General features: G+C 37.7%; 11 protein-coding genes. 6 read left to right on the top strand and 5 right to left on the bottom strand.

The genetic code is table 11. From position 1 onward, the window contains the following. Window positions 1–251 precede the first annotated feature (251 nt). Window positions 252–878, top strand: a complete 627-nt coding sequence (locus tag EL165_RS08780; protein WP_002977771.1) for a hypothetical protein — start codon at window positions 252–254, stop codon at window positions 876–878. A gap of 177 nt (window positions 879–1,055) precedes the next feature. Beyond that, a complete protein-coding gene (locus EL165_RS08775) occupies window positions 1,056–3,182 on the top strand; it encodes a type IA DNA topoisomerase (RefSeq protein WP_002977772.1) in 2,127 nt (708 codons plus the stop codon). Between the two features lie 712 nt (window positions 3,183–3,894). Here EL165_RS08775 and EL165_RS08770 read toward each other — a convergent pair. Beyond that, window positions 3,895–4,386, bottom strand: a complete 492-nt coding sequence (locus tag EL165_RS08770; protein WP_002977773.1) for a hypothetical protein — start codon at window positions 4,384–4,386, stop codon at window positions 3,895–3,897. A 173-nt stretch (window positions 4,387–4,559) separates the two neighbouring features. Continuing rightward, the gene (locus tag EL165_RS08765) at window positions 4,560–5,465 is read right to left on the bottom strand and encodes a helix-turn-helix domain-containing protein (protein WP_228370507.1); all 906 of its coding nucleotides are present in this window, start codon (window positions 5,463–5,465) and stop codon (window positions 4,560–4,562) included. Between the two features lie 525 nt (window positions 5,466–5,990). On the opposite strand from EL165_RS08765, the gene EL165_RS08760 reads away from it, so the two are divergent. The 4 genes from EL165_RS08760 (at window position 5,991) to EL165_RS08745 (ending at window position 9,870) form a co-directional block, all read left to right on the top strand. After that, window positions 5,991–6,413, top strand: a complete 423-nt coding sequence (locus EL165_RS08760; RefSeq protein WP_002977775.1) for a PaaI family thioesterase — start codon at window positions 5,991–5,993, stop codon at window positions 6,411–6,413. A gap of 118 nt (window positions 6,414–6,531) precedes the next feature. Next, complete coding sequence (locus EL165_RS08755) at window positions 6,532–6,876, top strand: phage holin family protein (RefSeq protein WP_002977776.1); 345 nt, start codon at window positions 6,532–6,534, stop codon at window positions 6,874–6,876. Between the two features lie 354 nt (window positions 6,877–7,230). Further along, complete coding sequence (locus tag EL165_RS08750; RefSeq protein ID WP_002977777.1) at window positions 7,231–9,225, top strand: S9 family peptidase; 1,995 nt, start codon at window positions 7,231–7,233, stop codon at window positions 9,223–9,225. A 153-nt stretch (window positions 9,226–9,378) separates the two neighbouring features. Further along, complete coding sequence (locus EL165_RS08745; RefSeq protein ID WP_041461422.1) at window positions 9,379–9,870, top strand: DNA-deoxyinosine glycosylase; 492 nt, start codon at window positions 9,379–9,381, stop codon at window positions 9,868–9,870. Between the two features lie 196 nt (window positions 9,871–10,066). On the opposite strand, the gene EL165_RS08740 is transcribed toward EL165_RS08745, so the two are convergent. The 3 genes from EL165_RS08740 to EL165_RS08730 are packed head-to-tail and all read right to left on the bottom strand — an operon-like array spanning window position 10,067 to window position 13,396. After that, on the bottom strand, window positions 10,067–11,104 hold the full coding sequence (locus EL165_RS08740; RefSeq protein ID WP_002977780.1) for a phosphotransferase enzyme family protein: 1,038 nt from the start codon (window positions 11,102–11,104) through the stop codon (window positions 10,067–10,069). After that, window positions 11,095–12,009, bottom strand: a complete 915-nt coding sequence (locus tag EL165_RS08735) for a sugar phosphate nucleotidyltransferase (protein ID WP_002977781.1) — start codon at window positions 12,007–12,009, stop codon at window positions 11,095–11,097. The genes EL165_RS08740 and EL165_RS08735 overlap by 10 nt, the downstream gene beginning before the upstream one ends. Continuing rightward, a complete protein-coding gene (locus EL165_RS08730) occupies window positions 11,999–13,396 on the bottom strand; it encodes a Gfo/Idh/MocA family protein (protein ID WP_002977782.1) in 1,398 nt (465 codons plus the stop codon). Before EL165_RS08730 ends, EL165_RS08735 begins: the two co-directional genes overlap by 11 nt. Window positions 13,397–13,512 lie beyond the last annotated feature (116 nt).

The following is a 13,512-nucleotide window of genomic DNA, read 5'->3' as shown; positions in this document are numbered from 1 at the left end:
ATGTATTGTTAAATCTAAAATGTATTGTTAAATCTAAAATGTATTAGAAATATATACTTCATAATTACTTCGTTTTTTTTTCAAATCATTGTTCTGAAGTACTTTATATCGTTGAAGTGCTTTTGCAGTATATGTTTTTTACGATCACGTGGATACTTTTGTAACGTAAAAAGAAGTTCCTCTCTGCTATTAAAATTAAAGATTCAGAGTTCTTACCAATGGAATTTCTCCTCAATACAATTTAAGAATACATGATGAAAAAAATGGTTATCATTTGTCTTTTCCTATTATTTTCAGGGAAAGCTTTCTCGCAGTTTTATAATGAAAATATGAGATGGAGCCTTGGATTCAATTACAGTGGAGGCAGTCTAAAAAATAATAATGAAAATCAATGGATGAACAGATATTCGGCAACTTTAGCTGTGGATGTGGCACTTTCTGAAATTGCCTATTTCAATTCCAGTGAACTTTTTTTACAACCATTTGCAGAAGTTTCACTTCCTGTAAAGAATCCATATAATTCCAATTTTGAATTAAATAAACTGGGAGGAGGGGTTAATCTTAAAAATTACCTGAGTTTTAATCGTGAAAAAAGCAGATATTATATAGTTGCAGGCGGGCAGATTGATTACATTGTGTGGAAAATAAATTATGCGAGCAATGGAAATGAAAAGCAATATCGGGAGAAAAATATTGATTATCTTATAAATGCCGGAGCAGGAGTAGTACTCACAGATTGGATGGAAATTACTGCTATGTATTCAAAAGGCCTTAAAAAAGTATATTTATCAAATGATATTGATAACAGAAATACTTTTAATTCATTTACAATCGGATTAAAAATCGGATTAAGCAGAAGCTTGGGTTTTGATAAGTAATTTTTTTATGCTTACTTACATTTCGTTTTTTATATAAAAATATAAACATCTTTATACAAGCATGTCATATCCGGCATGTGCTATCCATAATTAAGTTCTAAAAATCTCAATTGCTCTCCCAATTTGAAAAGTCAAAAAAAATACCGATTTTTGCACTCCTTCAATAAACCCGAGTTCATGAAATTATGTATTGCCGAGAAACCCAGTGTTGCCAGAGATATTGCCAAAGTATTGGGCGCTACCATGCCTAAACAAGGCTATATGGAAGGGAACGGCTATTGCGTAACATGGACGTTCGGACACCTTTGCACCCTGAAAGAACCTCACGACTACGGCCCACAATACAAATCCTGGAATCTCTTTTCACTGCCGATTATTCCCAACAGCTTTGGAATCAAGCTGATCCCGAATAAAGGTGTGGAAAATCAGTTTAAAGTCATTGAAAAACTAGTCGAAGAATGTGATGAGGTCATTAACTGCGGGGATGCCGGGCAGGAGGGAGAACTCATTCAGCGTTGGGTATTGCAGAAGGCAAAATGCAACAAACCGGTTCAGCGTTTATGGATTTCTTCCCTTACAGAAGATGCTATTAAAGAGGGGTTTGCGAGTTTAAAACCTGCAGAAGATTATAAAAATCTATATCTTGCCGGAAATGCCAGAGCGATAGGAGATTGGCTGTTGGGAATCAATGCTACAAGGCTTTTTACGAAGAAATTCGGAGGGAATAAAGCTGTTCTTTCTATCGGAAGGGTGCAGACTCCCACATTGGCTATGCTTGTGCAGCGTCAGAAAGAAATTGATGCCTTTACCACAGAAGAATATTGGGAACTGAAAACCAGATACCGTGATGTTCTTTTCAGTGCGGCAATTGATCGTTTAAAAACGTTGGAACGTGCAGAAAAAGGATTGGAATATCTTAAAGTCAATCCATTTGAGATCGTTTCTTTCGAAATTAAAGAAGGAAAGGAAAAAAATCCACGACTTTTCGACCTGACCGGACTTCAGGTGGAAGCCAATAAAAAATATGGATACTCAGCCGAAAATACGTTGAATTATGTGCAAAGTCTTTATGAAAAGAAGCACGTAACCTATCCGCGTGTTGATACCACTTACTTATCAGACAGTTTATATCCGAAAATACCAGGGATACTTCAGAAAATGTATCCTTATCAGGACCTGATTGCCCCGTTGCTGGAAGCTCCGATTCCAAAATCAAAAGCCGTTTTCGATGATACCAAAGTAACCGATCACCATGCCATCATTCCTACGGAAATTCCGCCTTCACAGAATCTGAGCAGAGAAGAAAAACTGATTTATGATCTGATTGCAAAACGTTTCATTGCTGTATTTTACCCGGAATGTAAAATTTCAAACACATTGGTGGAAGGAAAAGTAGGAACCATTCCTTTCAAAACCAGCGGAAGACAGGTTCTTGAAGCAGGCTGGAGAGCCGTTTACGCCAAAGAGCCTAAAGAAGAAGTAACCGATAAGGAAAAAGAAAAAGAGGAAGAACAAACCATTCCTGAATTTGTCGTAGGAGAAACGGGACCCCACGATCCGATGATCCACCAGGGAAAAACAACGCCTCCCAAACCATACACCGAAGCAACCTTGCTGAGAGCCATGGAAACGGCCGGAAAACAGGTTGAAGATGAAGAGTTGCGTGAAATGCTGAAGAATAACGGTATAGGAAGACCTTCCACCCGTGCCAACATCATTGAAACCCTTTTTAAAAGGAAATACATTGAGAAGAAAAGAAAAAATCTGATCGCTACCCAAACCGGAATTCAGCTGATTGACACCATCGAAGACGAACTTTTAAAAAGTCCGGAACTGACGGGAGAATGGGAATCTAAACTCCGTAAAATTGAAAAAGGCGAGTATGAAGCCAATCTTTTCAAAGAAGAACTGATTCAGATGGTGACAGAATTGACTGAAAAAGTAGTGTATGGAAAAGGAAAAGTGATCACTCTTGAGGAAGAAGCAAAAGAAGAAATGAAGGAGAAGAAAAAAAGAGAACCCGCACAGAAAAAAGAACTTCAGTCCTGGGAAGAAACAAAATGTCCGAAATGTAAAGAACATAATCTGATCAAAGGAAAAACTGCAGTCGGATGTTCCGATTTCAAAAATTGCGGCTTTAAAATTACTTTTGAGATTTTCGGCAAGAAATTATCCGATAAACAGCTTTTAGACCTGGCTTTAAAAGGAAAAACTTCAAAACTGAAAGGCTTCTCCGCACATACGGAAGCAATTACAGAAGGTGTTTTGACTTTAAGTGATGATTTTCAGGTACAGCTTAGCTAATCCAATTTTGGCATTATCCAATTTTATCAGAGATAAAATCTTTGCGCGTTAAAGCATACAATTCAATAAACAACATGCGCATTTGCGTTTTCTAACCAAACTGCACCAAGACTATTTCGGAATGATAAGCTGTATGGATAGACTAAATGTTGTATTTTGTCATTCCGCAGGAATCCAGCCTTGTACTTTTCTAGCTATTGTGCAACAATAACCATTTTCTCGGAGATAAAATCTTTGCGTCTTAACAGCATACAATTAGGTACACAGTCTGCACCTTTGTTTTTTCCAACAGGCTATACCGTGATTCCTACGGAATGACAGGCTGTATGGATAGACTAAGTGTTGTATTTTGTCATTTCGCAGGAATCCAGCCTTGTACTTTTCTAGCTATCCGGAAACAATAACCATTTTATCGGAGATAAAATCTTTGCGTCTTAACAGCATACAATTAGATACACAGTCTGTACCTTTGCGTTTTCCAACCAAGTTATACTGAGATTCCTACGAAATGGCAAGCTGTATGAATAGACTATGCGTTGTATTTGTCATTCCTTAGGAATCCAGCCATACGCTTTTCTATTCAATCTCAATTCTTTATTCTATTTGCAAATACTTCATCTGAAGACGTAAAAATTCCCCTCTTTCGGAGGGGTGGCGAAAATTCAAAGAATTTTTGACGGGGTGGTTTTACGCTTTGCTGAACACATAGTCATCAAGAAATCCCAACATTAGCTCTTTTCTGCTTGATAAACTGAAAAACCGATCCAACGATAAAAAGCAGAAAAATAACAAGAAGTGTCTGTCCGATGATGGGATCTTTAATATCTTTAGCCAAAGGGTGCCCAATCGGAATCCTTGTGAAAGTCTCATTGATAGTAGGAACTAATGACAGAAAAAAACTGAATGACAGTAAAAAATTCTCAAAATACCTGGCTTTCCTGCTTTCTTTTTTATTGGCAAACAGAAAGTAGGCAGCAGAGATCAAAACGATGATAAACAGCGAAAATACATGCCCGGCATTAAAACCGCCGTGTTTCGAGATTGCTAATGCTGTAAGTGATGTTATGGCAGTAGCATAAAAATATACTTTTCCCGACCGCTGAGCGAGGTCAATTTTACCATATTTGATAAATCCTGTAATGGCTCCAATAAGAGCAGCGATACCGATAATGGTATGAAAAATTCCTAAAACTGATAGATTCATATTGAGATAATTTTAAATTATACACATTTTGTTTCTCGTGAAACTGATGGTACAAATTTGCGACAGAAATACAGAAATGGTTTTGTGATTTGGTTCAAGTATTTGAGAGTTTGGTCCAGCAAAAAAGCATCTCTTTACAATAAGAAATGCTGGATAATAATATAGAAATGTTTTTACTGTTTTTCTTTCTGTTTCTGGCGGTATCCGGAGGGAGAAATATGATATTTATCGCTGAAGTTTTTGGTAAAGGTGGCCAGGTCATTAAAACCGCAGTCAAAAGCGATATCGGTGATACGTTCATCTGATATTAACAATAGTTCGGCAGCCTTTTCCAGTTTTTTATTTCTGATATAGTTGGCGGGTGTATCATGATATAGCTTTGCAAATTCTCTTTTGAAAGATGATACGCTCAGGTTACTTTGGTCTGCAAGCTGTTCGATCGTGAGCTGTGAAAATAAATTGGCTTCAATAATTTGCTTAAAAGAATAAGTGGTAGGAGAGAAAAGCTGTGAAAGAATCAATTGAACTGAATCTGCATTCTGTGACTGGGCCAGCAACAGCATAATTTCTTTTACCTTAAGAATTAATATATCTTCATTAATAAGTGAAGGATTTTCAAAGTAAAAAAGCAGTCCTTCTACATATTTTTGAATCAGGAAATCATTATTTATTTTCCCGCTTGATTTGTTAGAAACCTTATTGACAGGCTTTTGCAGCAATAAAGGCAGCTCCCTGTCATAGATTCTTTTCAGGATATCCGGGTAGAAAGTAACGATGACAATCTTGCAGTCCTCTGATTTTGAATGCTGAATATGTTTTCCGGCACTGATACAGTTCAGAAGCAGGGAATAATTCGTGGCAATATCAAACTCCTGCTCATCTGTTTTATATTGAAACTCACCTTTAATAACATACAGAAAACACGCCTGCTCCGAAACTGGAAAATCATATCTGAACGGACCTTTCAGATCAATTTTCTGGATCAGGGTTTTTCCAAATAATTCGTATTTTTTGTAATCATTCAGCATAATTGATGAGTTCTGTTTTGAAGAAAACAAGTGAAAGTTAATTAATTTCATGAAATAATAACCATTTTATCGGAGATAAAATCATTGCGCCTTAAAAAAATATGACCCGGGAAATAACCTGCACCTTTGCGTTTCCAACCAAACTATACCGGGATTCCTACGGAATGACAAACTGTACGGATAGACAAAGTATTGTGTCTTGTCACTTCGAAGGATTCTAACCTTCTACTTTTCTAGCAATCCGGAAACAATAACCATTTTATCGGAGATAAAATCATTGCGCCTTAAAAACATATGAATTGGGAATAACCTGCGCCTTTGCGTTTCCAACCAAACTATACCGGGATTTCTACGGAATGACAAACTGTACGGATAGACAAAGTATTGTGTTTTGTCATTCCGCAGGAATTCGGCCTTATATTCGAACTTCAATACTTTCACAGTCTTTATCATAATAATATAAATACATCTACTGAAGATGTGAAGTTCCGACATTTGGCTTTTTGATTCTTAAAAATTACTCTTTTATTCCTTACTATTTAAATCAATGTTTAAATTTACATACAAATTCAAATTATGACACCAGAGAAAAGAAAACTCATCACAGACAGCTTCAACCGTTCGGAAACTTTACAGTTTTATAAAGCAGAACTGCTGGAAGTAGAAACCGGTTTTATATCCATGAAAATTCCTAAAATGGAAATGATGACCAGAAAAGCCGGAATGTTCAATGGGGCAATGATTGCCTCTTTAGTGGATGTTTCTTCAGGATACGCTGCTGTGAGCCATTATCCTGAGGACTGTTATGTAGTAACCGTTGAGCTGAAAGTGAATTATCTTCGTCCTGCAATGGGAGATGCTCTGGTTTCAAAATCTTATGTCATTAAAGGTGGTGGAAAAATCATTGTGGTGAGGACGGAAATCTATGTTCAGACTGAAGGTTCTGAATCAGAAAGTCATGTAGCGACTTCATTAGTGACTATGATGAAAATAAAATAATATATTAAGCGAAATAAAAGACAAAATATTCCTTCAATAAAGGGTTTTAAAGAATTCTTTTTTTCGGAATGGAATGGCTTTTGCTCCACAAACCCCATAAACATTAAAAAATATCACAATGAACTTAATTATCCGACTATTTATTACAGCGATTGTCGCTTACCTTTTAACCAAAATTTTACCAGGGGTACATTTTGAAGGATTCTCTTCAGCCATTATCTTTGCTATTGTGCTTGGGGTTCTTAACATATTTGTGAAGCCAATTTTAAGTCTATTCGGTCTTCCGCTAACGATTCTTACTTTAGGATTCTTTGCTCTGGTAATTAATGCCGCAATTGTTCTGATTGCAGACTATTTCATCGACAGTATGGTCGTAGATGGCTTCTGGTGGGCATTTATCTTCAGTATATTATTGTCAATTGTAACCTCTTTGGCGAACTCAATGTTCTCAGATGGAGATTAATTAAAAACATTGCATACCTAAATAAAAATCCGCTCAACGAGCGGATTTTTTTATTTTTGATAAACTTAGATAAAACAGGATTCCGCTCGAATCTGTCGTCAGCTGGGAAAAGAAGAATGAGGACACAAGAAATGAAGAAATAAGGATAAACTTTTTCATAGAAGAGGGTTATTAATTTGTTTTTTATAAATTAATAAAGTTTACCTGTTAATAAATCACCTGGTTTAAATTTTAATGTTAATTCTTTCGTCCGTTTTTATTTTAAATATTAACTTTGGCAATCTTTGAATTTAATAAAAGGATGCTAAAAAATCAACTGATTTTGTACATCCGTTAAAAAATGAATATCAACATATGAAACTTAAGTACAGTCTGCTGGCTTTGGCAGCTCCGCTTTTAATGAACGCACAACAAGTAATGACGCCTGAAATTCTTTGGACTTTGAAAAAAGTTGGAGTACAGGCAGTTTCACCGGATCAGGGTTCCCTTATTTATAAAGTAGGACAGGTAGATCTGAAAACAGAAAAAACGAAAAACGAGAATTATTTTCTGAATGTTCTTAATCATCAGTCTTCCAAAATTGATTTCGGTAAAAAAGCACTTATTCAGTGGGATAAAAACGGGATCTATGCTCAGGAAGGGGATAAAATCTACCTTTCTAAAGATGCCGGAAAAACATGGGCAGAATTCTATACCATTGGGGAAGCAGATAATATTGTCATTTCTCCGGACGGAAAGAAAATAGCTTTCAGCAAGCAGGTGTTGGTGGAAAAAGTAATGGGGAAAGACAAATTCAGTGATACTCCTAAAACCACAGCACAGGTTTACACAGACCTGAACCACAGGCACTGGGATTACTTCAATGAAGGAAAATACAACCATGTATTTGTAGTGAACGCTTCTGATAAAGTAGAAGGAGCTAAAGATCTTCTGGAAGGGAAAACATGGGATTCCCCGCAAAGACCTTTCGGTGGTGCTGAAGACTTTATCTGGAGCCCGGATTCTGCACAACTTTTATATGTTACAAAACCTAAAAGCGGTAAGGAGTATGCTACCAGTACCAATACCGATATCTTTGCCTACGATTTGGCATCAGGTACCACCAAAAATCTTACTGAATCCAACAAGGGATATGATGTAAATCCAAAATTCAGTCCGGACGGAAAATCTCTGATCTGGCAGAGTATGGCCAGAGACGGATATGAAGCAGATAAAAATGATGTGAAAATCCTGGACTGGAAGTCAGGGAAGATCACAAATCTTACTTCAGGCTGGGATGAAAGTGTTTCAGGAGATGTACTTTGGGGAGCAGATTCAAAAACGATCTACTTTACGGCAGCGTTCAGAGGAACAAAACAGCTTTTCTCACTGGATTCAAAAACAGCAAAAGTACAGCAGATCACCAAAGGAGATTTTGACGTTAACGAAATCTTTACAGACAACAAAACTTCACTTTTAGTAGGAAGAACAGATATCAACCATGCCACAGAATTATTCTCTGTAAATATTAAAAATGGAGAAATGAAGCAGGTTACTGAAGCTAACAAAGAAACATACGCTAAGTTGGCTCAGGGGAAATCTGAACTTAAAATGGTGAAAACTTCGGACGGTAAGGAAATGGGAGTTTGGTTCCATTATCCGCCGAACTTTGACCCGAATAAAAAATATCCGACTTTAGTGTACTGCCAGGGTGGTCCACAGTCTGCTCTTACTCAGTTTTTCAGCGTAAGATGGAACTTTGCCCTAATGACAGCTAACGATTATATCGTAGTAGCTCCAAACAGAAGAGGTATGCCGGGCTGGGGAACAAAATGGAATGAAGAAATTTCAAGAGACTGGGGCGGACAGCCAATGAGAGATTATCTGGCTGCAACAGATTTTGCGAAAACTTTACCGTACGTAGATGGTGACAGAGTAGCAGCAGTAGGAGCCAGTTATGGAGGCTACAGCGTATTTATGCTGGCAGGAATCCATGAGAACAGATTCAAAACGTTCATTGCTCATGACGGATTATTTGATATGAAATCATGGTATCTGACTACTGAGGAACTTTGGTTTGCAAACTGGGATCTTGGTTCACCATGGGAAAAGCCTCTTCCAAAAGCATATACAGAGTTCAACCCAAGCAACTTTGTAGATAAATGGAACAAACCGATCATGATCGTTCAGGGTGGAATTGATTTCCGTGTTCCTTACGAGCAGGGTCAGGAAGCTTTCCAGGCTGCAAAATTAAGAGGATTAAAATCTAAACTGGTATACTTCCCGAATGAAAACCACTGGGTACTTCATCCACAAAACGGACTGGTATGGCAGAGAGAATTCTTCGACTGGCTGAAGGAAACTTTATAAGATAAACAATATAAAATATCAATAGAAACGGGCTTTAGCCCGTTTTTTTATGATTAAAAATTCCGATAGCTTTAGCTAAATCCTCAATAACTTCCTTCATCAAGCTCCCAGCTTCCAGCCTGATAAAAGAAAATAAAATCTCTATATTTGAATATGCAAAAGCGTATTTCTTCATTTCCACCTATTATTAATGCTCAATCTGAAATTCTGATTTTAGGATCAATTCCCGGAGTGAAATCATTGGAAAAACAGCAGTATTATGCCCATCCTCAAAATAAATTCTGGAAAATCATTTTTGAATTGCTGAATGAAGATTTTACTGATGATTACATCCAAAGAATTGAGACCATAAAGAAGCATCATATTGCCCTTTGGGATGTCATTGATTCCTGTGAGAGAAAAGGAAGCCTGGATTCTGAAATCAGAAATGAAGAAGCCAATCAGATTGCTGAACTGCTGGAAGAACATCCGAACATCAAAGCTATTTTCTGCAATGGTGGAAAGTCTTACAAAAACTTACAAAAGCTGCTGGGAAAAAATTATAAATTGCCCATCTTTCAATTGCCCTCCACAAGTCCGCTTCACACCGTTTCCTTTGAAAAGAAACTGGAAGAGTGGAGGAGAATATTGGAGTTTTTGGTTTGAGAGTCGGAGAGTTTGAGAGTCGGAGAGTTTGAGAGTTTGAGAATGTGAGGGTTTACGAGTTAGGGCTTTGTTTGTAAGAGTGGGGATTTCTACGGAATGACAAACAGAGCACTTTATTTATGCGCACACTTTGTCATTCCGTAGGAATCTAAACTATTGTATTTAATCCTTAGTAAAGAATTACAATCCCTTAAAATCACTCACATCCTAAGTATTCTCTCAATCCTTTCAACAATTCTAACTGGTTTTTTGTCCTGTCTAAATTATGCTCTGGATATTTCGTAGCATAATAAATACTACCATTCAGATAATCCGTTAAAAAACGAAGTTCCTGAATATAGATAGTGACCTGTGCGGCGTAGTCAAGATTTTCAGTTTCAGCTGGGGTCAGTTTATCTTTTAAATGGAACAGAAAACCTTCTTTTACCGCTTTATACATTTCAGGGTTGAAGTTGTTTATGGCACTTCCGTCATCTTCATGGGTTGTATTGGTATAGGATTGAATCATCGTCCCGAAATCATACAAAATAGTAGAAACCATCGTAGTATCCAGATCAATTACCGCTAAAGGATGATGCTCCTGATCGAAGAGAATATTACTGATTTTCACATCTGCATGGATAATTCTTTTAGGAATATGACCGTTTTTCTCCATTTCTATCCATTGATCAGGTAAAGACAGAAACTCGTTGGTGATTTCTATTTCAGCTTTTGCGTTTTCTTTTAAATGGGGTGCTGCATTTTTTAGCGAGCCCTTATAATCTGCAATTCTTTTTTCAAAATTGAGAAAGCCTGGGATCGGATCTTCAATGGCAGGCAGCTTTTCCGTATTATTTACGGTGTTAAGGAAATAACTGAAAGTTTTAGCCGCGTCAAAAGCCGTTTGTAACGATGGAGCGGTAAGAAAGGTAACACTGTTTTCTATAAAGTTGAGCATGCGCCATGGATGGCCATCCGAATCTTTTATAAGAATTTTATGGGTTGGTGAGGGAATAGGTTCAATAATTTCAAACTGATAGTTGTTGGCCCTGAGAATGTCATTGATCATTAAATGATTATTAACGATCACCTCCGGCTGCCTGAACACATGATGGTTAATTTTCTGGAGGATAAACTTTTTCCCCTGATCTTTGTCTTCCAGAAGGTAAGTGGTATTGATCAGCCCGTCAGTAACAGGAGTAAGATCATAATGATCTGTACCGATAAATTCAAAAACAATATCGTTTAGCTCCATAAATTTTCCGGGTATCTGTTGTTGCTGATCTCTGAAATCAGAAAATCTTTAATATCCTTTTTATCATCGGCATATGTAACGCCCATCCATTGAGAAGGAGAAGCTTTTACCTTCACCTTTACCCTTTCTTCGTCCATCATCCTCTGTACAGCGGAAGGAATATAAAATTCCTGTTTGGGCAGAGGGTCAGATTCAATAAAATCATAGAAATAAGCTTCCAGATAACAGAAGATATTAGGATGGAAAATAAAAAAGTTCATGGATACCAGTGCTTCCGGATCCAGTTTTATATTTTCTCCGTTTTTAATGTAAACAATAGAGTTATTTATTCTTTGAATAGAAGTTTGTTCCTCTATTCTGATCAGGTAATTTTCTGAATCAAGTGTACATATTCCTCTTGCTACGGCTCCGTTACCGCTCAATGTTGTGCCCACAGGATAAGCAATCATTCCCAGCTGTGTATCTGAAATATGATGCTGGTTGATTTCATGAGCAGCCAGCCGATAGGCTTCTTTTCCGTAAAAATCATCCGCATTGATCATCACAAAAGGCTCCTGTATCGAATATTTGGCACAGAGAACAGCATGAGCAGTTCCCCATGGTTTTTCACGGTCTGGATAATCAAAACCTTCCAGTGAAATAGGAATGCTGTCTATCTCCTGGTATACCCAATGCAGCTCAAAATTTTTAGTTTTTGAAATATGGCTGAGCCTGTCAATATAACTTTCGGGAATCAGTTTGTTGACAATAATAACCACTTTCTGGAAACCAGCTTCCAGGGCATCATAAATAGAATATTCAAGAATCGGTGAGCCGTTACCGAGTATTCCATCCACCTGTTTAAGTCCTTTGTACCTGCTTCCTAATCCGCCTGCAAGTATGAGTAATGTCTTCTTAGAACTCATCGGTCATTCCAAATACAGGTTTACGGGTTTTCCATTTTCCGTTGGTGAAATCAGGGATGTCAACTACCTGACCTCCTTTGGCAATAGACTCTTCACTCAATGGGGTAATTGAATACCACAGCGCCAGATCGTATACATCCATAGGGAATTCTATATTTCGTTTGATACATTCTATAAAAGTATTCATCACAAAGAAATCCATTCCACCATGTCCTGCTCCTGCAGCAGTGCTTTCAAACTTCTTCCATATCGGATGATCATATTCTTTCATCCATTTTTCCGTATTGTCCCAGCGGTGGGTATGATTCATTGTTTTTTCAAAATAAATATGTCCCTGGTTAAAATCTCCCCATCCGAAATCCTGCCACAATCCCTCAGTTCCCTGAACCCTGAAACCAAGATCATAAGGTCTCTGTAAACTTGTATCATGAGTAAGAAGGATGGTTTCGCCGTTGGCACAGGCAATCTGGGTGGTTACAATATCTCCCTGGTTGAATTTGACTTTGGCATTCGGATGATTTTCTCCACCTTTTGGATGCTCAACAATGTATTTATGGAGTCCTACAGATTTTGATGAGAATGAAGACAGTTTGGTTAAACGGTTTCCTCTGTTGATATCCATCATCATGGCAACCGGACCTAATCCATGGGTAGGATAAAGCTCTCCGTTACGTTTTACATAATGTTCGGTTCTCCATTTTGCTTCACTGAATCCTTTTTCTCCGAATTCAGCACCGGAATTGTATGGAGTAACTCCGTCATTGAAAAGAACACCTCTCAGATCATGCTGATAGCCGCCTCTTCCATGCACCAATTCCCCGAACATCCCTTTACGGACCATGTTCAGAATAGCCATGATATCTCTTCGGTAGCAAACATTTTCCATCATGAAGATAGGAACTTTCGTTTCTTCGTAAACCTTTACAAATTCCCAGCAGTCCTGAAGCTTTATGGCTCCTGAAACCTCCATGCCCACAATTTTTTTAGCACGCATGGCTTCCACACCTTGGGTAAGATGCCATTCCCACGGTGTTGCAATAACAACGGCGTCTATTGTTTTTAATTTTAAAAGATTCCGGTAGTCATATTCTCCGTTGGAAAACTCCTGAGCAGCCGGTTTATTATTGTCTTTTAGTATTTTTTGAGATGCAGCAAGCATTCTTTTCTCCGGATCTGCAAATGCTACAATCTCTACATCATTACGTTTTGCCAGTAATTTTACATGTTCCTGCCCACGAAGACCGACGCCAATAAAACCAACGCGGACCTTTTTATCTGTTTTAAAATCATTGGAATAGGCAAATAAAGAATTGGGTAAAACCAGTGCCCCAAAGCCTGCTAAAGCTGCTGTCTTAAGAAAGTTCCTGCGGGAGTTGCTATTGTCCATCTATTTTTTTCCTAAATATATTAAAACTTTTGTAAATGGCGATGGATAAGGGGCTGAGATTTGATTGGAGAGTTAGAGAATTGAGGGTTTGAGTACTTGATGGAATATAAAATCTG

This window comes from Chryseobacterium gleum (assembly GCF_900636535.1).
GTDB lineage: Bacteria > Bacteroidota > Bacteroidia > Flavobacteriales > Weeksellaceae > Chryseobacterium > Chryseobacterium gleum.
This window is presented reverse-complemented; position numbering and strand designations above follow the sequence as displayed.